General features: G+C 44.3%; 20 protein-coding genes. 18 read left to right on the plus strand and 2 right to left on the minus strand.

Annotated elements, in window-relative coordinates:
• Window positions 1-52 precede the first annotated feature (52 nt).
• Window positions 53-1,744, minus strand: a complete 1,692-nt coding sequence (locus MHZ92_RS01640; protein WP_239429746.1) for an Rqc2 family fibronectin-binding protein — start codon at window positions 1,742-1,744, stop codon at window positions 53-55.
• Between the two features lie 131 nt (window positions 1,745-1,875).
• On the opposite strand from MHZ92_RS01640, the gene gmk reads away from it, so the two are divergent.
• The 13 genes from gmk to spoVM all read left to right on the plus strand — a co-directional run bounded on the left by gmk (window position 1,876) and on the right by spoVM (window position 14,506).
• On the plus strand, window positions 1,876-2,493 hold the full coding sequence (gene gmk, locus MHZ92_RS01645) for a guanylate kinase (RefSeq protein ID WP_239429747.1): 618 nt from the start codon (window positions 1,876-1,878) through the stop codon (window positions 2,491-2,493).
• A 3-nt stretch (window positions 2,494-2,496) separates the two neighbouring features.
• Window positions 2,497-2,721, plus strand: coding sequence for a DNA-directed RNA polymerase subunit omega (gene rpoZ, locus MHZ92_RS01650; RefSeq protein WP_239429748.1), 225 nt, complete (start codon window positions 2,497-2,499; stop codon window positions 2,719-2,721).
• Window positions 2,722-2,877: 156 nt separating this feature from the next.
• On the plus strand, window positions 2,878-4,098 hold the full coding sequence (coaBC, locus tag MHZ92_RS01655) for a bifunctional phosphopantothenoylcysteine decarboxylase/phosphopantothenate--cysteine ligase CoaBC (RefSeq protein ID WP_239430065.1): 1,221 nt from the start codon (window positions 2,878-2,880) through the stop codon (window positions 4,096-4,098).
• Window positions 4,088-6,499, plus strand: coding sequence for a primosomal protein N' (gene priA, locus MHZ92_RS01660; RefSeq protein WP_239430066.1), 2,412 nt, complete (start codon window positions 4,088-4,090; stop codon window positions 6,497-6,499). The genes coaBC and priA overlap by 11 nt, the downstream gene beginning before the upstream one ends.
• A gap of 33 nt (window positions 6,500-6,532) precedes the next feature.
• Window positions 6,533-7,030 (plus strand): peptide deformylase, encoded by a 498-nt coding sequence (gene def / locus MHZ92_RS01665; RefSeq protein WP_239429749.1) that lies wholly within the window; start codon window positions 6,533-6,535, stop codon window positions 7,028-7,030.
• The gene (gene fmt / locus MHZ92_RS01670; protein ID WP_239429750.1) at window positions 7,027-7,968 is read left to right on the plus strand and encodes a methionyl-tRNA formyltransferase; all 942 of its coding nucleotides are present in this window, start codon (window positions 7,027-7,029) and stop codon (window positions 7,966-7,968) included. Before def ends, fmt begins: the two co-directional genes overlap by 4 nt.
• Entirely contained in the window at window positions 7,965-9,320 is a 1,356-nt protein-coding gene (gene rsmB, locus MHZ92_RS01675) for a 16S rRNA (cytosine(967)-C(5))-methyltransferase RsmB (protein ID WP_239429751.1), read from the plus strand. The genes fmt and rsmB overlap by 4 nt, the downstream gene beginning before the upstream one ends.
• Before the next feature lie 71 nt (window positions 9,321-9,391).
• Window positions 9,392-10,153, plus strand: coding sequence for a Stp1/IreP family PP2C-type Ser/Thr phosphatase (locus MHZ92_RS01680; RefSeq protein ID WP_239429752.1), 762 nt, complete (start codon window positions 9,392-9,394; stop codon window positions 10,151-10,153).
• Window positions 10,150-12,123: a Stk1 family PASTA domain-containing Ser/Thr kinase gene (gene pknB / locus MHZ92_RS01685; protein ID WP_370644563.1), complete on the plus strand. Its 1,974-nt coding sequence runs from the start codon at window positions 10,150-10,152 to the stop codon at window positions 12,121-12,123. The genes MHZ92_RS01680 and pknB overlap by 4 nt, the downstream gene beginning before the upstream one ends.
• A gap of 14 nt (window positions 12,124-12,137) precedes the next feature.
• Entirely contained in the window at window positions 12,138-13,022 is an 885-nt protein-coding gene (gene rsgA, locus MHZ92_RS01690) for a ribosome small subunit-dependent GTPase A (RefSeq protein ID WP_239429753.1), read from the plus strand.
• A gap of 2 nt (window positions 13,023-13,024) precedes the next feature.
• On the plus strand, window positions 13,025-13,690 hold the full coding sequence (rpe, locus tag MHZ92_RS01695) for a ribulose-phosphate 3-epimerase (protein WP_239429754.1): 666 nt from the start codon (window positions 13,025-13,027) through the stop codon (window positions 13,688-13,690).
• Complete coding sequence (locus tag MHZ92_RS01700; RefSeq protein WP_239429755.1) at window positions 13,690-14,343, plus strand: thiamine diphosphokinase; 654 nt, start codon at window positions 13,690-13,692, stop codon at window positions 14,341-14,343. The genes rpe and MHZ92_RS01700 overlap by 1 nt, the downstream gene beginning before the upstream one ends.
• A gap of 13 nt (window positions 14,344-14,356) precedes the next feature.
• Window positions 14,357-14,506, plus strand: a complete 150-nt coding sequence (gene spoVM, locus MHZ92_RS01705) for a stage V sporulation protein SpoVM (RefSeq protein WP_255723311.1) — start codon at window positions 14,357-14,359, stop codon at window positions 14,504-14,506.
• Between the two features lie 36 nt (window positions 14,507-14,542).
• On the opposite strand, the gene rpmB is transcribed toward spoVM, so the two are convergent.
• Window positions 14,543-14,731, minus strand: a complete 189-nt coding sequence (gene rpmB / locus MHZ92_RS01710) for a 50S ribosomal protein L28 (protein WP_239429756.1) — start codon at window positions 14,729-14,731, stop codon at window positions 14,543-14,545.
• Between the two features lie 206 nt (window positions 14,732-14,937).
• On the opposite strand from rpmB, the gene MHZ92_RS01715 reads away from it, so the two are divergent.
• From MHZ92_RS01715 to recG, 5 genes are all read left to right on the plus strand, one after another.
• A complete protein-coding gene (locus MHZ92_RS01715) occupies window positions 14,938-15,297 on the plus strand; it encodes an Asp23/Gls24 family envelope stress response protein (protein WP_239429757.1) in 360 nt (119 codons plus the stop codon).
• 20 nt (window positions 15,298-15,317) lie between these two features.
• On the plus strand, window positions 15,318-16,976 hold the full coding sequence (locus MHZ92_RS01720; protein ID WP_239429758.1) for a DAK2 domain-containing protein: 1,659 nt from the start codon (window positions 15,318-15,320) through the stop codon (window positions 16,974-16,976).
• Between the two features lie 125 nt (window positions 16,977-17,101).
• A complete protein-coding gene (gene sdaAB / locus MHZ92_RS01725; RefSeq protein WP_239429759.1) occupies window positions 17,102-17,764 on the plus strand; it encodes an L-serine ammonia-lyase, iron-sulfur-dependent subunit beta in 663 nt (220 codons plus the stop codon).
• Between the two features lie 13 nt (window positions 17,765-17,777).
• Window positions 17,778-18,686: an L-serine ammonia-lyase, iron-sulfur-dependent, subunit alpha gene (gene sdaAA / locus MHZ92_RS01730; protein ID WP_239429760.1), complete on the plus strand. Its 909-nt coding sequence runs from the start codon at window positions 17,778-17,780 to the stop codon at window positions 18,684-18,686.
• On the plus strand, window positions 18,667-20,715 hold the full coding sequence (gene recG, locus MHZ92_RS01735; RefSeq protein WP_239429761.1) for an ATP-dependent DNA helicase RecG: 2,049 nt from the start codon (window positions 18,667-18,669) through the stop codon (window positions 20,713-20,715). Before sdaAA ends, recG begins: the two co-directional genes overlap by 20 nt.
• The last annotated feature ends 2 nt before the right edge of the window (window positions 20,716-20,717 follow it).

Genomic DNA, 20,717 nt, shown 5'->3' on the forward strand with positions numbered 1-20,717 from the left:
TTATCCGATTATAAAAAGGATTGCCATCCTGTTGTATGATGGCAATCCTTTTTCACTTCCTCAATTTCCTAACAACATCTTCGTCCGGCGTGACAAATAACGTCTTCTGCTCGAAATAAATGACAAAACCAGGTTTTGCACCATTCGGCTTCTTCACATGACGTATTTCCGTAAAGTCGACAGGGACAGATGACGAACCTCTCGCCTTACTGAAATAGGCCGAAAGAATCGCCGCTTCCTCAATCGTTTGCTCGTCGGGGTTTGCATCATGGATGACAACATGCGATCCCGGAATATCCTTCGTATGCAGCCAAACATGATCTCTTGCCGCTATTTTAAACGTCAAATAATCATTCTGCTTATTATTCTTTCCGACCGAAATCGGAATGCCGGATGAGGAGACATAAGCTTCAGGAGAAGGTTTTTTCGGCTTCTGTTTCTTCTTCCCTCTTCTCGCCCGCATCAGTCCTGACTCCGCCAATTCCTCTCTGATTTCATCAATATCCTCAGGAGACGCTTGCATCACTTGCTGCTTGATCATTTCAAAATACTCGATATCCTCTTTCGCTTTCGTCAACTGATCTGCAATCATGATCAATGCATTTTTCGCCTTCGTATAACGGGAATAATAGCGCTGTGCATTTTCAATCGGTGTTTTCCTTGGGTCAAGTGGAATCGTCACAGTCTTTCCTTCCTCATAATAATTGTCAACGACCGCTTCCTTATCCCCTTTATTGATTGCATAGATATTTGCCGTCAGCAGTTCGCCGTATAATTGAAACGTATCCAGTTTTTCCGCAGCTTTCTGCTCCTTGCTTAACTTCTCCATCTTCAATTTCAATTTTGCAATTTCGTTATCTAGCCACCGTTCCAAGTCAGCGGCTTGGGATTTCACTCTTTCCCGTTCAGCTCTTGCAAAATAGACTTTGTCAAGCAGTTCTCCGAGCGACTCGAATGTCGCAATCACTTTGTCGGCATACGTTAACGTCGTTGCCGAAAAGATTGTTTTATTTCCTACTTCAGCAATTGTTGGGGTATGTGTCCCACCTTTGAATGAAGACAGGAAATCTTTGTAAATCGCAAATGCATTTGCTTCTGTTACGTCGCGTAATCGATGCAATAGCTCCATTCCATGAATCGGCGAAAAACCTGAAAGTTGGCTAACGACCTGTTTGGCATTCTCCCATTCTGGTAAGAATGCTAGTAAATCATGCTCCTCCAATTCAAAAGGATCGATTTTCTCTTGAGGAGGGGCGGGAACATATGGCTGGCCAGGTAAAACAGTACGATAACTGTTTACGGATGGCGGCAAATGCTTTATGCTGTCGATAATCATATTTCGTTCCGGATCGATCAGCAGCAAATTGCTATGACGGCCCATAACTTCTACAATCAATCTGCGGTGGATATCGTCACCGATTTCATTTTTTGCACGAATATCGAACGCAATGATCCGGTCGTTTCCCGATTGATCAATCGATTCGATCATGCCGCCCTCGAGATGTTTTCGTAACACCATGCAAAACATCGGTGGTTCCGCGGGATTTGTAATTGTCTCGTCTGTTAATTGTACTCGTGAATACGATGAATGTGTCGATATGAGCAGTTTGAAATTGTTTTTTCCTGCCCTAACTAAAAGGACGACTTCCTGTGCATTCGGCTGATGTATTTTTGAAATGCGTCCGTCTTTTATTTGTTGCAGCTCTTCTACCATTGCTGCGGTGAATAAACCGTCAAATGCCATGATGATTCCTCTTTCAAACGTTTTGTTCCATTTTAGCACTCTCGTGAGAAGATATGTTACAATATGAGTAGATTATTTGCTATTATGAATGGAACAAGTGAAGCATGAGAATACATAAGAAGAGGGATTGCATGTACAAACAACGTGGACTGTTGATCGTCCTGTCCGGCCCATCCGGTGTCGGAAAAGGGACGGTCAGAAAAGAACTATTTCAACAACCTGACACGAACTATGAATATTCGATATCAATGACGACGAGAAGCCCTCGAGAAGGTGAACAGGATGGTGTCGATTATTTTTTCAAGTCTCGAAGTGAGTTCGAGCAATTGATCAAAGAAGGTAAATTATTGGAGTATGCCGAGTACGTAGGCAATTATTACGGCACCCCTCTCGATTATGTGAACGAGACGTTGGACGCAGGAAGAGACGTTTTCCTCGAAATCGAAGTTGTCGGTGCGGCACAAGTCCGAAAATTAGTTCCTGATGGGTTATTCATTTTCCTTGCGCCACCGAGTCTGTCTGAACTCGAAGACCGATTAATCGGCAGAGGTACAGAGGAGGCCGATGTCATCGCGAGCCGCGTATTGAAAGCGCGTGAAGAGCTGGAAATGATGAATTTGTACGACTACGTTGTCGAAAACGATGAAGTGTCAAAAGCATGCGATCGCATCAATGCTATCGTGACGGCGGAACATTGCCGCCGGGAACGTGTTGAAAAAAGATATTTACTTATGTTGGAAGGGGAATAAATTATGCTATATCCATCTGTAGACTCTTTAAAGAGCAAAATCGATTCGAAATACACACTTGTCACGCTTGCTGCAAAGCGGGCTCGTGAAATGCAGGAGACTAAGACTGAATTGCTTCAATCCTATATTTCACATAAGAATGTCGGGAAAGCTTTGGAAGAAGTCGCTGCTGGCGCATTAACGAAACAAGTGCAAGATGCTTCGATCGTTTATGAAGACGAAATTTGATCCTAATTTTGAATTGAAGCATTTGAATACGTTTGTATACTCCCTTAGAAACAGATTTTCTTTGGGAGTTTGTCATTTTTATAAGCTTTTTTGAAAATACAAGGTCTACGATGTGGACAAACAGTACATATGCGTTTTCTATGAGAAAGGGTGGGACTGTTGTTGAATAAAAAAATACTTGTTTGTGTAACTGGCGGCATTGCCGTTTATAAGGCTGTTGCCCTTGTAAGTAAACTTGCTCAAGCTGGGGCAGAAGTGAAAGTGATGATGACAGAATCGGCAATGGAATTTGTGACGCCGCTCTCTTTTCAGGTGATGTCACGGAATGACGTCTATGTTGATACGTTCGATGAAAAGGATTCACGGGTCATTGCGCATATCGACCTAGCCGACTGGGCAGATTTAGTGGTTGTCGCACCGGCAACTGCAAATGTCATCGGTAAGCTTGCGAACGGCATCGCAGATAATATGGTGACGACAACTCTTCTCGCAACGACTGCGGAAGTGTGGATTGCCCCTGCAATGAATGTACATATGTACGAAAATAAATCAGTCATTCGAAATATCAATCGGCTCCATGAGGATGGGTACCGTTTCATCGAGCCTGCAGAAGGATTTTTAGCATGCGGCTACGTCGGTAAAGGAAGACTCGAAGAGCCCGAAAAAATTGTCGAGCTAATTAAAGACAGATTTTCGCAACCGGTAAACCTTCCCCTTACAGGAAAAAAAGTCGTCGTCACGGCTGGTCCTACTCGGGAGCGGATTGACCCGGTCCGCTATATTTCCAATTTTTCGAGCGGCAAGATGGGGTATTCACTTGCGGCAGCGGCAGCAGCATTAGGTGCTGAAACGATACTAGTTTCAGGTCCGGTTGAATTGCCGAAACCAGAAGGCGTCCAACTTATTAAAGTGGAAAGTGCTGCAGAAATGCTTGAAGCAGTGTTGAGCAATTTCGATGACGCCGATGTAGTGATCAAATCGGCAGCTGTAGCGGATTACCGCCCGAAAGAGCAGCATTCGCAAAAGATGAAGAAACAAGAAGGCGATTCTTTCATTGCGCTCGAACGAACGACCGATATCCTAAAAACGCTCGGTGAAAGGAAAAGGAATCAAATTCTCGTTGGGTTCGCAGCAGAAACAAATGACGCAATCGAATATGGCAAGAAAAAGTTGTCCAATAAAAACCTAGATTATATTATCGTGAACGACGTCACCGATCCGGATGGCGGCTTCGGCAATGATACAAATGTCGTTACGTTATTATCGAGAAAGGTGCCCGGTACATATCCATTTGAAGCGATGCAGAAAAAGGAATTGGCTAAAGTGCTCCTACAAACGATTTTAAAATTGGAGAGTGACGTTGACAATGATAGCTGAAGTTATCGTCGATGTGTCAGCGTATCCAATCGACCGTCCTTTCGACTACGCGGTGCCTGGGCATATGGAAACAGTTATCGAACGCGGAGCTCGCGTTAAAGTCCCTTTCGGACCAAGAAAAGTGATCGGCTATGTCACTGGTCTGAAATCTGAAAGTGATATTGAAGAGGATAAATTGAAACTGATTGATGAATTGATCGATTTGGAGCCTGTTCTATCACCCGAACTCATGGACTTAGCGAAAAAAGTGGCGAGGGAGACATTATCTTATGAAATCGATGCATTACAAGTAATGCTCCCGGCAGCAATGCGAGCAAAATATGAGAAAGTTATTAAAATCGAGAAACCGGATGAAATAGACGATACCCGATTTTTATCGTTTCTGAATGGTCGAACACGCATTCCACTGAAGCAAATTTCTGATTCCGTCATTTTGAAATTGGTGAAAAACTACTCGGAAAAAGGGATTGTTACAGTCGACACGGCAATTAGCCAGCAGACAAAAGTGATGAAAGTCAGAATGGTTCATATCGGAGATTCAGACAAGTTAGCCGAAATACTGAGCACGATCCACCCAAATGCAAAAAAACAAGCAGAACTAATCAACTGGATGACGGCCCATGCAGGGGAGACAATGGAGGCAGCAAAGCTGCTAAATGAATCTGGCGTTCAAAATCCAGTATTGAAAGCAATCATTGAAAAAGGCGGAGCAACGGAAGCGTATGTCGAAACGTACCGTGAACCCGATGTCCCGCAGCTACTCGACACACCAATCCCGATTCAGCTGACAGAAGAACAGCAAGTCGCCCTTGATCATGTGAAAGCAGCGGCTGATTCCGGCCAAGCTGAAACGTTCTTGCTCCATGGGATTACAGGAAGCGGGAAGACCGAAGTCTATCTCCAGGCGATCAAGCATGTACTAAATGAGGGGAAGGAAGCGATTGTTCTCGTGCCAGAGATTTCATTGACCCCTCAAATGACAGCCCGTTTCCAAGAACGGTTTGGCAATCTTGTTGCCGTCATGCATAGCGGATTGTCGTCAGGTGAAAAATATGATGAATGGCGAAAAATTCATCGTCGGGAAGTTAAAGTCGTCGTAGGCGCAAGATCCGCCATTTTTGCCCCATTTGAAAATGTTGGGATCATCATTCTCGATGAAGAGCATGAATCGACGTATAAACAGGAGGATACACCTCGCTATCATGCAAGGGATGTAGCCATCTGGCGTTCTGAGCATTACGGTTGCCCTGTCATCCTTGGAAGCGCAACCCCGTCACTTGAGTCGTACGCCAGGGCTTCGAAAGGTGTCTATACTTTATTGGAACTGTCAAAAAGGGCGAAGAACCAACCACTACCTTCTGTCACTGTCGTTGATATGAGGGAGGAATTAAAGGAAGGCAATCGTTCTATGTTTTCAGTGGAGTTGGCGGAAGCCATCCGTCTCCGGTTGGAAATGAAAGAGCAGACCGTCCTCTTTCTCAATAAAAGAGGCTTTTCTTCATTCGTCCTCTGCAGGGATTGCGGTACAGTCGTCCAATGCCCGAACTGTGATATATCATTGACATATCATCGGGCGAATGAAAGCTTAAAATGTCATTATTGCGGCCATGAAGAGGCTGTACCTCTTGTATGTCCGGAATGTGAAAGTGAGCATATCCGATTTTTTGGCACCGGTACACAAAAGGCAGAAGAAGAAATTTCAAGAATCTTTCCAGAAGCACGCGTGCTGCGGATGGATGTGGATACGACACGGCAAAAAGGTGCACATGAACGGATTCTCCGTCAATTTAGCGAAGGGAAAGCGGATATACTTCTAGGCACACAGATGATTGCTAAAGGGCTTGATTTCCCGAATATTACATTAGTTGGAGTTCTGGCTGCGGATACAACATTGCATTTGGCGGACTTCCGAGCCGCGGAAAAAACATTTCAACTCATGACGCAAGTGAGTGGACGAGCGGGCAGGCATGAGTTAGCCGGGGAAGTATTCATCCAGACATATTCACCAGATCATTACGCGATCGAGTTGGCAAAGACTCAGCATTACGGGTCGTTCTACCATTTGGAAATGTCATCTCGAAAGCAATATGGGTATCCACCCTTCTACTTCATCACGCTCGTACAGTTTTCGCATGAGGATTTGTTGAAAGTCGCTGATTTTGCAGAAAAAGGGACACGTTTTTTGAAAACTTCTTTATCCCCGGAAACCGTCATTATAGGACCAGCAGCGGCTGCAATCAGCCGTGTGAACAATAGATATCGTTACCAATGTTTGATAAAATACAAAAAAGAACCGAAGCTGATTGAAACGCTTCAGCAATTGATCAGAATGTACCGAACGAACTGGATGAAGGAAGGTCTGCTCATGACAGTAGATATGGAACCGACTTCTATATTTTAACCAGTGAAGATAAGTTGGAAATGAGGAATTGAATTGGCAATACTTGAAATCGTGAAAAGCCCTTCAACACTATTGACACAGCGTTGCAAGGAAGTGGAGAAATTTGATGAAAAATTGGCAAAGTTGCTAGATGACATGTATGAAACGATGGTCGCTGCAGATGGTGTAGGTCTTGCGGCACCTCAAGTCGGGGAACTCGTACGTGTCGCCATCGTCGATATGGGTGAAGGAAATGATGTCATTGAAATGGTCAACCCTGTCGTCACTGCCATTGGAGGTTCTGTCGTTGAAGTGGAAGGATGTTTAAGCTTTCCAGGACTTTACGGGGAAGTGGAACGCCCATTTTTCGTGCGTGTTGAAGCGCAGGAACGCGATGGTTCTCTATATGAACTGGAAGCGGAAGATTACGAAGCACGTGCTATCCTTCATGAAATCGATCATTTAGATGGGATTCTATTCGATTCGAAAATAACGCGGATTGTAGACCCGGAGGAATTTGAAGAGGTTGACGAGGAGGGAGAAGAGCAATGACGAAAATCGTATTCATGGGAACTCCCGACTTTTCAGTTCCTGTCTTGACAATGTTGCATGAAGAAGGGTTCGACGTTATAGCAGTCGTCACCCAACCTGATCGTCCAGTTGGAAGAAAACGCGTTTTGACTGCTCCGCCTGTGAAGGAAGAAGCAATCCGACTAGGCTTGCCAGTATTGCAACCGGAAAAGCTCAGAACGTCGGAGGAGCTTACGAAAATTATTGATATGAAGCCGGATTTAATTGTCACTGCTGCATACGGACAAATCTTGCCAAAAGAATTGCTTGAGACCCCTCGTCTCGGTTGTATTAATGTTCATGCCTCTTTATTGCCGAAATACAGGGGAGGCGCACCGATCCATCAAGCCATTATTGACGGAGAAACGGAAACAGGGGTCACAATTATGTATATGGTAGAAAAACTCGATGCTGGGGATATTATTTCACAGACGAGGGTGCCTATTACAGATGCAGATAATACCGGCATTCTTTTTGAAAAGTTGTCGGTTGCAGGCACTGAATTATTGAAAGAGACGCTTCCTTCAATCATTGCAGGCACAAATGAGCGAATTCCCCAAGACGAAAGATACGTTTCCTTTGCAGGCAATATAACGCGCGAACAGGAAAGAATCGATTGGACTACGAGCGGCAATTCTATTTTCAATCAAATTCGTGGATTATACCCTTGGCCGGGAGCGTATACGGTTTTCCAAGGCGAAAACGTGAAAGTTTGGAAAGCGGATAAATTCGAAAGCACGAGTGATGCCCTCCCAGGAACAATTATTCAGTTACTAAAGGACAGGCTCATTGTCAAAACTGGTAATGATTCTTCGATTGCCATCACTGAGTTGCAGCCTGCAGGGAAAAAGCGGATGTCTGCAGAGGAATTTTTAAATGGCGTTGGAGCCAAGTGGAATGAAGGAGACCGTTTTGAATGACAAACGCCAAAAAGAGGATTTGGAATGGAAATGTTCGCGACGCGGCATTATCGATATTGATGGAAATCAATCAAAATCAGGCCTATAGCAATCTATTGCTCAACCGGACGATCAAAAAGCACAATATCGATCCGAAAGACAGAGGGTTATTGACCGAATTGACGTACGGTACTTTGCAGCATCGTTTAACATTGGACTATTACTTAGAGCCTTTTGTGAAAGGGAAATTGGATCCTTGGGTAAGAGAATTGTTACGATTGTCCATTTATCAAATCGTCTATTTGACGAAAATTCCTTCCCACGCGGTTGTCCATGAAGCAGTGGAAATCGCAAAAAGAAGAGGGCATAAAGGGATTGCCTCAACCGTAAATGGCATTTTGCGTTCAATATTGCGTAAAGGCGTCCGTCCGATTGAGGAGATTGAAGACGAAATTGAAAGGATATCGATTGAAACAAGTCACCCTAAATGGTTAATCGAACGGTGGGTAAAGCAATTCGGTAAAGAAGAAGCTTTGGCAATGGCGCATGAAAACAATCATCCTGCCCGTATGACAGCGAGGGTGAATTCCTTGAAAGCGTCGATCGATGAAGCGATGAGTGCGCTTGCTAAGGAAGGCATCGAAGTCTCGAAGGGCGAAGTCGTTCCAGATAGCATCCAAGCAACAAGTGGAAGCTTGGCGAATTCAGAAGCGTTTGCAGAAGGACTGTTGACGATCCAAGATGAAAGCTCCATGTTGCCTGTCCTCGCACTAGATGTCATGCCCGATATGAAAGTATTGGACATGTGTGCAGCTCCGGGAGGAAAGACGACGTTTATCGCAGAGAAGATGAATGACAGAGGCGAAATTCATGCGCATGATCTACATGAACATAAACTTTCGCTGATTGAGTCAAATGCAAAACGGCTTGGCATACAATCGATCAAGACGAAAAGTGGAGACAGCCGTGAGTTGGATTCCATTTATGAGCCTGCTTCTTTTGACCGAATACTTGTCGATGCACCTTGCAGCGGGCTCGGCGTCATCCGGCGGAAACCTGAGATTAAATATAATAAAACGGAGCAGGATTTGGAAAGTCTAGCGGATATCCAAGAACAATTGCTTGATACAGCATATCGGTTACTAAAGGAAGATGGCATCCTCGTCTATAGCACATGCACCGTAGAGTATAACGAAAACGAGGGGATGGTCCGCAAATTCCTCGAAAAGCATCCTGATATGAAGATGGCCCCGTTGAATGGGCTTGCCGATCTAGAGAAGCTTGAAATCCAAGATAATATGCTGCAAGTTTTACCACAGCATTTTGGAAGCGATGGATTTTTTGTTGCGGCTTTCCGTAAAATGAAGGCGTAAAATAGACATAAAGAGAATAATAAGACTCCTAAGGGGAATTGACAGTAAGATTTTTTAAAGGGGGGACGAGTATGTTGCAATTTGAATTAGTGACCGATATAGGAAAGAAACGGACTGTGAATGAGGATAGTGCAGCGGTCTTTTCCATTAAAGGCGGACCGACACTTGCGGTAGTAGCTGATGGTATGGGTGGTCACCGGGGAGGGGACTATGCGAGTTCGACGGCGGTCCGTATACTTGGTGAACAGTTCATGAAAGTGGAGAATGCCGCAAGTATGGATGAGGAAGATTGGAAGGAATGGCTGCTCGAAACAGTTTTTCATGTAAACCGCACTATTTTTGAAATAGCGTTAAGTGACGATGAGTTTAAAGGGATGGGAACGACATTAGATGCAGTTCTCATGTTTGGGAATAAAGGTCTCGTAACGCATATCGGCGATAGCCGTGTATACACAATCAAGCAAGATGAAATCGTGCAAATCACGAAAGACCATTCTTTCGTCAATATATTACTCGATTCCGGAGAAATCACCGAAGAGGAAGCGGCAACACATCCCCAAAGGAACTGGATCATGCGTGCAGTGGGGTCTGAAAAATCAATTGTACCGGACTTTTACCAAATTCAATTGGATGATCAGACGTATTTGCTAATTTGTACAGATGGACTGAGTAATAAAGTCGACAATGACAAAATCCGTGAAATCGTTTCAGCGGATGGGGATTTACATGACAAGGCAGTTAAATTAGTAGAGTTGGCAAATGAACTGGGCGGAGACGATAATATTTCCGTCATTTTGGCGAGCCATTCCGCTTCGGAGGTGAGCCAACAGTGATCGGAAAACGAATCGGCGGCCGTTATGAAGTGCTTAGAGGTATAGGAGAAGGCGGCATGTCGAAAGTCTATTTGGCGCACGATATTATCTTGGACCGTGATGTTGCCATTAAAGTGCTCAACTACGACTTTGCAAATGAGCAAGATTTGAAGAAGCGATTCCAACGAGAAGCGTTGTCCGCTACGAGCTTATCTCACCCTCATATCGTCAACATTTTTGATGTCGGTGAGGAAGAGGAACTTCATTATTTAGTAATGGAGTATATCGAAGGGCAGACATTGAAAAAATTTATCCAGACGAATGGACCTTTGCATGTCCAGCAAGCTGTCAAAATCATGAGACAGCTCGTCTCTGCTATTTCAAATGCTCATCATAACGGAATCGTTCATCGTGATATTAAACCTCAAAATATTTTAATGGACTCGGAAGGCAACGTGAAAATAACCGATTTTGGAATTGCGATGGCATTAAATGCCACTGCACATACGAAGACGAATTCCGTTATTGGAACCGTCCATTATTTATCTCCTGAACAAGCTAGGGGCGGCATGGCAACTAAAAAATCGGATATCTATTCATTAGGAATCGTCTTTTATGAATTATTGACAGGTGAGTTGCCTTTCTCTGCAGAAACTGCGGTTGCCATCGCATTGAAACATTTACAGGAGGAAACACCTTCCGTTCGGCTTGTTTTCCCGAACATCCCACAAAGTGTGGAAAATGTCATTTTAAAATCAACAGCTAAGGACGCTTCGAACAGATACAGATCATCGGACGAGATGTATGATGATCTTCTTACCGTATTGTCGCCCGAAAGGCAGCATGAAGAAAAATTCACCATCCCGTTTGATGACGACCAAACACGAGTCATTCCTGCCATTACGGATACTTCGAATTTTGATAGGTTGGATGAGACAAAAATTGTAGAACCGGTCGTTCCCGAAGTGGTTCAAGAACAGAAAAAGAAAAGGAAAAAATGGCCGATCTTCGTTGGCTTATCGGCACTGTTGCTTGCAATTGCCGTCCTCCTCATCATTTTCTGGCCAACCTTATTCGGACCGAAAAGCGCTCTTGTTCCAAATGTGGTCGGCTTAGAGGAAGCGGAAGCGATTGCACTCTTAGAGGAAAACGGCTTCCTTGTAGAAGAAACAGTAGAAGACTATTCGGATGAATACGACGCTGGCCAAGTTTTTAGAACAAATCCCGAAGCGGATAAAAAACGTGATATCGGATCGTCCGTGACACTGTATGTGAGTATCGGAAAAGAAACAATGGAACTGACCGATTACACAGGCAGGGACTATGAAGAAATCGCCAATTTCCTGGAAGGTTTCGGATTCAAATCGATTGAACCGGATTGGACCCACTCCGATGCACCGAAAGGACAAATCTTGAAACAGTCACCGGAAGCAGGAGAAATGGTCGTGCCGGGTGAAACCGACCTCGTTTTCACAGTCAGTTTAGGGAAAGAAATGAAAACTCTTGCCAATTTGTCCAATTATACTAAGGAAGAATTGGATGATTATGCAGTTAGGTCAGGCTTTAAAATAGTGATTGTAAAAAGTGAAAAATCCGATACTGTCAAGGAAGGTCATGTCATTTCGCAAAACCCTCCTGCGGAATCGGAACTTGAAAAGGGTGCAACTGTGGAGGTTGTCATGTCAAAAGGCAAGGAAAAGTTGCCCATTAAACAATTTGAACATACGGTTAAAATTCCATACGAGCCATCGGAAGATGAAGGGGATGAATATTCAGACCCAGAACCGCAAACAATCAAAATTTATATTCAGGATAATAAACATTCGATGACAATTCCGGTTGCTGAATTTACCATCACAGAAGATGAGTATAGAAAGATTATAGTCGAATTGGAAGAAGGACAAAGTGGTGGATATCAGGTTCGTAGAGATGACACCATCATTGCAGAAGAAACGTTCAATTATGATGATGATAATGAGGATGTCGAATAAGCAGGAGGGATTGGATGGCGGAAGGACAAATCAGAAAAGCAATCAGCGGTTTTTATTATGTGAAAAATGAAGATGGTGATCTCATCCAGTGCAAAGGTCGGGGTGTTTTCAAAATTAGAGGGATAACGCCGCTCGTCGGTGATTTTGTCACGATTGTCCGAGATGGAGATAATGATGCGACAATCACCAAGGTACATGACAGGAAGAATGAGTTGGTCAGACCGCCAATCGCTAACGTCGACCAAGCGTTGCTTGTTTTTTCAATCGTTGAACCTGATTTCAGCCTCCATCTATTGGACCGATTCCTCGTCGTCATCGAATCGGTCGGCATTGAACCGGTCATCTGTCTGACAAAAAAAGATGTTGCAGGCGAAAAGGAACTTCGGCAAGCTGAATCTGCTACTGCCTACTTCCGTGGCATCGGTTACGATGTGATTGAAACTTATATTGGAGATCCAGGTCTTTTCCCGACGCTTGAACCTTATTTGAAAGGGAAGACAACCGTTCTAGCGGGCCAGTCCGGTGTCGGAAAATCAACACTACTGAATACGTTGATTCCAGAGCTTTCTTTGAAAACAGGTGAAATTTCGGAAGCGCTCGGCAGGGGTAGACATACGACCCGTCATGTAGAGCTTTTGGAAGTGGCAGAAGGACTCGTTGCCGATACACCGGGATTCAGCTCGCTTGATTTCGATCATATTGAGAAAGAGGAATTACGGGACTACTTCATTGAAATGGAACAGATCGCACATGAATGCAAATTTAGAGGGTGTTTGCATCTGAAAGAGCCCGGATGTGCGGTAAAAGAGAAAGTGGAGACTGGAGAAATACTGCAGTCCCGATACGATAACTATTTACAATTTCTACAAGAGATTACTGACCGAAAGCCGAGGTATTAACAATGATTAAAATTGCACCGTCCATTTTAGCGGCGGATTTTTCAAAGCTTGCTGATGAAGTGAAAGAAGTGGAGAAAGCGGGAGCGGAACTCATTCATATTGACGTAATGGATGGTCATTTCGTTCCGAACATTACGATGGGACCGATTGTTGTAGAGGCATTGCGACCTGTCACTGATCTTCCATTAGATGTCCATCTCATGATTGAGAACCCTGATGCATATATTGAACAGTTTGCGAAAGCCGGAGCGGATTATATTACCGTCCATGTGGAAGCGTGCAGACATTTACATCGCACGATTCAGCTGATCCGTTCATTCGGAGTAAAACCGGGCGTTGTGCTGAATCCTCATACTCCGGTTGAGAATGTCCTCCATATCCTTGAAGATATTGACATGGTTTTATTCATGACTGTCAATCCAGGGTTCGGAGGACAGAAGTTTATCCATTCGGTACTTCCGAAAGTGAAACAATTATCCGATCTCATTAAAGAAAGAGGGCTGTCAATCGATATCGAAATCGATGGCGGCATCAATGAAGAAACAATTATTCCTTGTGTGGAAGCGGGTGCTACCATTTTTGTTGCAGGATCCGCGATTTACAATGAGGAAAACCGGTCGGAGGCATTACAAAAGATTAAAGCTGCAGGAGAGAGCGTGCTGAATTGATGGAAAAAGTGATTATATGCGCGGGTGGACCTTTTGAAGAATTGCCAGACCTAGCTTCTTACAAGTCTGAAGAGGCGGCATTCATTGGTGTTGATCGCGGTGCCCTTCATTTATTGGAGAAAGGCATTGCTCCTGATGAGGCAGTCGGAGATTTTGACTCGGTGACGGAAGAAGAGTTTAGAAGAATCCAACAAAACGTAAAACGGGTTGATTCTTTCAGGGCCGAAAAAGATGAAACGGACACGGAATTGGCAGTAGCGCGTGCTATAACTTACCATCCGAAAGAAGTGGTGCTAACCGGAGTTACTGGTGGAAGGTTGGATCATTTCGAATCGGCATTGCATTTATTGTATCGGATGCAAACGGAACATAAAGACATTGCGTTTGTCATCCGCAACGCCAACAATGAAATCTCATTATTTCGTCCAGGGGTTCATCGGATAAAAAAAATTGCTCGCCTACCGTATATCTCTTTTTTCCCTTTCGCAAGCATCGTAGAAGGGCTTACATTGACAGGTTTCAAATATGAGACGGTTAACGCAAGGATGGAAATGGGAATGACGAAGTTTACAAGCAATGAACCAATTTCAGAAGTTTGTACTATCTCTTTCCGACAAGGCATATGCTTAATGGTAAGAAGTTCAGATTCCTGAAAGGAGAAGGGAATTGCGAGTTTATACATTTACGATGCCGAAGTTTCTCAGCAGCTTTGTTAGAAAATGCATGGTAGTCTTCCAAAAAGATGAGAAGGCGAAAAGCCAAGCCACTGCGAATCAACGCACCAAAAAACGTAAAAAAGAAAAAACGTCAGGCTGAACTAATTCGGCCTGGCGTTTTATTTCTGAGTATCGATTAAACTCTTTGTACTTTACCTGATTTTAACGCTCTCGCGGATACCCAAACACGTTTTGGTTTACCGTTTACAAGAATACGGACTTTTTGAAGGTTAGCTCCCCAAGTACGTCTGTTGGCATTCATTGCGTGTGAACGGGCATTACCCGAACGTGCTTTGCGGCCAGTAACTACACATTCTTTAGCCATTTTTATGACCTCCTCGCTAATATTGATTAAGCGATTCACTATCTAATTCGCATACCATAATACTTTATCACAGGAAATAAGGGCATGCAACCTTTTTTACTAATGCTTTCAAGTGAAAATCCTTTACATATGGATCCACTTTTCTATTGACTTAGTGTATAGTACAATAAGGTTAGTTATTTCAGGATGCAGGAGGGGAAGCTTTCATGTCAATTGAGTTAAGAAACGATTACGGAACAATAGATATTACGAATGACGTCATTGCCCAAGTAGTTGGTGAGGCGGCTATCGAATGCTACGGAATTGTCGGCATGGCTTCACGTCACCAGATCCGGGATGGACTTACGGATATCCTTGGAAAAGAGAACTATGCAAAAGGGGTCATTGTTAGGAATATCGGGGATGAGACACATATTGATATGTATGTCATCATCGGTTATGGAACGAAAATCTCCGAGGTCGCATACCAAGTGCAATCCAAAGTGATGTATACATTGAAAAAGACATTATCGTTAACAGTGGATTCAGTGAATATATTTGTTCAAGGAGTTCGGGTGACGAACTGAAGAAGGAGGAAAACATTTCAATGAATTTTATTGATGGTGTGAAATTTGCCGACATGGTAAGGATGGGTGCTCACCACCTTCATTCCAATGCAGACTATGTCGATTCCTTAAACGTGTTTCCAGTGCCTGATGGCGATACAGGGACAAATATGAATTTATCGATGACGTCCGGCGCGAAGGAAACCGAGACGCATAAGTCCGCACATTTGGGCAAGACCGCACAAGCACTTTCGAAAGGGTTATTAATGGGGGCTCGTGGAAACTCGGGCGTCATTCTTTCCCAGTTGTTCCGCGGTTTCGGCAAAGCTGTCGAGGAGGAAGAAAAGCTTGATAGTATCAAATTTGCTGGAGCATTGGAATATGGTGTGAAAACTGCGTACAAAGCAGTCATGAAGCCGGTTGAAGGAACCATTCTTACTGTCGCCAAAGATGCAGCGAACAAAGGTGTTGAAGTGGCGAAAGGGACGGATAATATTATTGAAGTGATGGAAGCAATCGTCCAAGAGTCGAAAGCGTCATTGAAAAGAACTCCGGACCTTCTTCCTGTGTTGAAGGAAGTCGGTGTTGTCGATAGTGGCGGACAAGGCCTTGTCTACGTATACGAAGGCTTTTTGGCATGTCTGAAAGGTGAAGAGCTTCCTGAACGGGAAAATATGGACTTGATGGAAGACCTGGTCAATGCCGAGCATCATCGTGGTGTTCAAGGTTTCATGAACACGGAGGATATCGTATACGGATATTGTACTGAGTTCATGGTGAAGTTTGAGGATGAAAAAGTGAAAAAGCATCCTTTCGATGAGGGTAGCTTTAGGCAAGACTTGAGCGAATTCGGGGATTCATTGCTCGTCATTTCAGATGATGAGATTGCAAAAGTACATATCCACACCGAAGAACCTGGAAACGCTCTGAATTATGCACAAGCATACGGTTCACTCATCAATATTAAAATTGAAAACATGCGCCAACAGCATATTGATATCGTCGGAGAGAGTCATTCCGTTAAGAAGGAAGCTACCGTTTCACATCCTTATGCAATTGTAACTGTGGCTATGGGCTCTGGTGTTGTTGACCTGCTGAAGAGCATCGGTGCTTCTGCTGTCATTGAAGGCGGACAGACGATGAACCCATCTACCGAAGATATTGTTAAGGCGATTGAAGATGTCGGTGCGGAGCGGGTCATCATTTTGCCTAACAATAAAAATATTGTCATGGCTGCCAAACAAGCGGCAGAAGTGATTGGCATCGAAGCTGCTGTCGTCGAAACAAAATCTGTTCCCGAAGGATTAGCTGCAATTCTTGCATTCAATCCTGATGCTCAAGTGGATCAAAATAAAGATAATATGACAAAAGCAGCGGCAGCCGTGAAAACTGGACAAGTGACTTATTCAATCCGGGATACGTCGATTGATGGCATTGACATTAAAAAAGATGATTTCATGGGACTTGCAGGCAGCAAAATCGTAATTTCCAATCCATCATTGGATGAAGTAATGAAAACGTTACTGGAATCACTTATTGATGAAGACGATGAAATTGTAACGATCATCTATGGAGAGGACGTTACTGAAGAAGACGCGACTAAGTTAGCAGATTATGTGGAGTCCACATTCGATCATACGGAAGTCGAACTATACAATGGGAAACAACCGCTTTATCCATATATCCTTTCTGTCGAATAATGCAAAACAACGACGGTACCCCTTTCACGACAGGGTGCCGTTTTTCTATTTTGTCTTTATGCGTAATTTACTGTAAAATGATAGTAAGCGAGAGCGTTCGCTTTTTAAAAAGGGGGTAGTTTGTATTGAAGTACAGATCGGTTTTTGAAATTATCGGTCCCGTTATGATTGGACCCTCATCATCCCATACAGCGGGAGCTGCCCGTATTGGACGAGTAGCTAGGGATTTATTTGGACGTCAACCGGAATGGGCAAGAATCCATCTCTATGGTTCTTTTGCAGAAACATATAAAGGCCATGGGACGGACGTTGCGATTATCGGGGGATTATTAGATTACGATACATTTGATGAAAGAATTAAAACGGCTTTCGAAGATGCTGCTGCACTTGGCATGACATTCGAATTTTTTCCCGAAGAGGAAGAAGCCGATCATCCAAATACAGCAAAAATTGTCATAGGCGACAGTCAAGGGGAAATGGAACTCGTCGGGATTTCAATCGGTGGTGGAACTATGGAAGTCACTGAGTTGAACGGGTTTCCGCTACGTTTATCAGGCCACTATCCTGCGCTCCTCGTCGTGCATGACGACCGTGCAGGCGTTATCGCGAATGTTTCCAATGCAATTGCTTCTCAAGGCATGAATATTGCCCATATGGAAGTCGGCAGGAAAGAAAAAGGAAAAATGGCGCTTATGGTCATTGAAGTTGACCAAATGTTTGATGAAACGCTTATCAATGAATTGAAATCATTGCCGAATGTTACGCAAGTATCGACTTTGGCGAGTTGAGGAGGGAATAAGAATGGAAGTTCTATTTGGTACAGTGAAAGAACTTGTCGCATTAGCGGAGGAACAGAACAAACCGATTTCGGAAATTATGATCGAACAGGAAATGCTCATTACGAAACGGTCCCGAGAAGAGATCATTGCTCAAATGGATAATAACTTAACTGTTATGGAAAACGCAGTCGAGCAAGGGCTGCAAGGCGTAAAATCCACGTCAGGTTTGACAGGCGGAGATGCTGTACTTATCCAAAATTATATTAAATCTGGGAAGTCTTTGTCCGGAGATCTCATTTTGGATGCTGTCAGTAAAGCAGTCGCTACAAATGAAGTGAATGCGGCGATGGGAATGATTTGTGCAACTCCTACTGCGGGCGCTGCCGGAATTGTACCTGGAACACTTTTCGCTGTAAAGGACAAATTGAACCCTACGAGAGAACAAATGGTGAATTACTTGTTTACTTCCGGTGCATTCGGTTTTGTTGTGGCGAATAATGCCTCTATTTCAGGCGCTGCGGGCGGATGTCAGGCGGAAACAGGTTCGGCAGCTTCCATGGCTGCTGCCGCTATCGTTGAAATGGCAGGCGGAACACCACAGCAAAGTGCCGAGGCTTTTTCAATCGTTATGAAAAACATGCTCGGTCTCGTCTGCGACCCAGTTGCTGGCCTCGTTGAAGTGCCGTGTGTGAAGCGAAACGCAATGGGGGCCGCAAAAGCTCTAGTCGGAGCGGATATGGCTCTTGCCGGAGTCGTCAGCAGGATTCCGACAGACGAAGTCATTGAAGCGATGCATCGAATCGGACAAAGGATGCCTTCCTCACTAAGGGAAACAGCAAAAGGTGGCTTAGCCGCAACTCCTACAGGAAAGGCACTTGAAGCCGAGATTTTCGGAAAGGACAAAACGGTTCTTGACTCCGTCAATTCATGATTCTGTTTCAACACTAAAAGGTGTAGGGAAGGCATCTGCTGAACAACTTCAAAAGCTGGGAATTGAAACGATTGAAGAGCTCATCAATACATTCCCTTATCGTCATGAAGATTTTAGACTGAAAAACTTGGCCGAAACGCCGCATAATGAACGAGTTACGATTGAAGGAAGGGTCGAAAGTGAGCCTTCCGTTCTTTTTTTAGGGAGAAACAAGTCACGCCTTCAAATTCGATTGCTCGCTGGTAATCATCTTGTCAAAGCAGTATTCTTCAATCAGCATTATTTGAAAGAGCGTCTCACTATCGGGATGACAGTTACTGTAACAGGTAAATGGGACCGAGGCAGGCAAGTGATCAATGTGAGCAATTTCAGCGAAGGACCAAAAACGGATCAAGCGGATTTCGAGCCTGTCTATAGTTTGAAAAACGTGATGTACCAAAAGACCTTTCGAAAATATATGAGGCAGGCGCTCGATCTTTGCAAAGGTGAAATAGCAGAATCCCTTCCTATTTCATTGCGGGAAGCTTATATGTTGCCATCGATCGACGAAGCGTTGGAAATGGTCCATTTTCCGAAGTCGCCAAATGATGTGAAACAAGCACGAAGAAGATTTGTGTATGAGGAATTGTTGAAGTTTCAACTGAAAATGGTTGGTATGAAAAAAATCCGGAAAGAAACAGAAAAGGGAACTCCGATTCATTATGATCTGGAACGGTTAAAGCAGTTCATCGCATCGCTCCCTTTCGAATTGACGAATGCCCAGAAAAAAGTCGTGAACGAGCTATGTGCCGAATTGAAAAGTCCGATGAGGATGAACCGGCTGCTTCAAGGGGATGTAGGTTCAGGAAAGACAGTTGTCGCAGCGATTGCACTTTTTGCAGCGATAACGGGAGGATTTCAAGGAGCTCTTATGGCGCCTACGGAAATTCTTGCAGAGCAGCATGCCAGTTCCCTATCTGGATGGCTCGGGCCATTTGGAGTGGAAGTCGCTTTTCTATCTGGATCGACAAAAGGCAAGGCAAGAAGGATCATCATTGAAAAATTACAGAGCGGAAATATCGATTTGCTCATTGGGACGCATGCGTTAATACAACCGGATGTCAGCTTTGCAAATTTGGGACTCGTCATTACGGATGAACAACATCGGTTCGGTGTGGAACAACGTCGGGTGTTAAGGGAAAAAGGCTTGAATCCAGATGTTCTTTTCATGACAGCGACACCCATCCCCCGAACTTTAGCAATCACCGCCTTCGGGGAAATGGACGTTTCCATCCTAGATGAAATGCCGGCGGGACGAAAAAAAGTTGAAACTTATTGGCTGAAAGAAGATTCCTTGTTGCCTGTCTTACGAAAAATGGAGAAAGAGCTGCAGGCTGGAAGACAATCATATGTCATTTGTCCGCTGATCGAAGAGTCGGACAAGTTAGATGTGCAAAATGCGGTCGATGTTCATGCCCAGCTCACTCACTATTTTGCTGGGCGGTACACGGTCGGTCTCATGCACGGAAGACTTCATGCCGAGGAGAAAGATGCGATCATGAGGGACTTCAGCGAAGGAAAAATCAATTGCCTTGTTTCGACTACCGTCGTTGAAGTCGGAGTGAATGTTCCGAATGCCACATTCATGCTCATTTATGATGCAACCCGTTTCGGACTCGCTCAACTTCACCAATTACGGGGTAGAGTCGGTCGGGGAGCGGACCAATCGTATTGCGTACTTCTCGCGGACCCGAAAAATGAAGAAGGGAAAGAACGGATGCAGTCGATGACAGAGACGAATGACGGATTCCTCCTAGCTGAAAAGGACCTTGAGCTAAGAGGCGCTGGCGACTTCTTCGGCAAGAAGCAAAGCGGAATGCCTGAATTCAAGATGGCCGATCTCGTGCATGACTACCGCGCATTGGAAACTGCGCGTCAAGATGCCGAAAGAATGCTGTCCTCCGACAGTTTCTGGACCGACCCTGAATACCGGTATTTAAGAGAGGACCTAGAGCAATCAGGAGCTCTTTCACAAGAACGTATGGATTAAGA

This window comes from Sporosarcina sp. ACRSL (assembly GCF_022346605.1).
Taxonomy (GTDB): domain Bacteria; phylum Bacillota; class Bacilli; order Bacillales_A; family Planococcaceae; genus Sporosarcina.

Coding starts and splice junctions, on each gene's coding strand:
- MHZ92_RS01640 (WP_239429746.1), bottom strand. CDS start 1,744: ATGGCATTTGACGGTTTATTCACCGCAGCAATGGTAGAAGAGCTGCAA.
- gmk (WP_239429747.1), top strand. CDS start 1,876: ATGTACAAACAACGTGGACTGTTGATCGTCCTGTCCGGCCCATCCGGT.
- rpoZ (WP_239429748.1), top strand. CDS start 2,497: ATGCTATATCCATCTGTAGACTCTTTAAAGAGCAAAATCGATTCGAAA.
- priA (WP_239430066.1), top strand. CDS start 4,088: ATGATAGCTGAAGTTATCGTCGATGTGTCAGCGTATCCAATCGACCGT.
- fmt (WP_239429750.1), top strand. CDS start 7,027: ATGACGAAAATCGTATTCATGGGAACTCCCGACTTTTCAGTTCCTGTC.
- rsmB (WP_239429751.1), top strand. CDS start 7,965: ATGACAAACGCCAAAAAGAGGATTTGGAATGGAAATGTTCGCGACGCG.
- MHZ92_RS01680 (WP_239429752.1), top strand. CDS start 9,392: ATGTTGCAATTTGAATTAGTGACCGATATAGGAAAGAAACGGACTGTG.
- rsgA (WP_239429753.1), top strand. CDS start 12,138: ATGGCGGAAGGACAAATCAGAAAAGCAATCAGCGGTTTTTATTATGTG.
- rpe (WP_239429754.1), top strand. CDS start 13,025: ATGATTAAAATTGCACCGTCCATTTTAGCGGCGGATTTTTCAAAGCTT.
- MHZ92_RS01700 (WP_239429755.1), top strand. CDS start 13,690: ATGGAAAAAGTGATTATATGCGCGGGTGGACCTTTTGAAGAATTGCCA.
- rpmB (WP_239429756.1), bottom strand. CDS start 14,731: ATGGCTAAAGAATGTGTAGTTACTGGCCGCAAAGCACGTTCGGGTAAT.
- MHZ92_RS01715 (WP_239429757.1), top strand. CDS start 14,938: ATGTCAATTGAGTTAAGAAACGATTACGGAACAATAGATATTACGAAT.
- MHZ92_RS01720 (WP_239429758.1), top strand. CDS start 15,318: ATGAATTTTATTGATGGTGTGAAATTTGCCGACATGGTAAGGATGGGT.
- sdaAA (WP_239429760.1), top strand. CDS start 17,778: ATGGAAGTTCTATTTGGTACAGTGAAAGAACTTGTCGCATTAGCGGAG.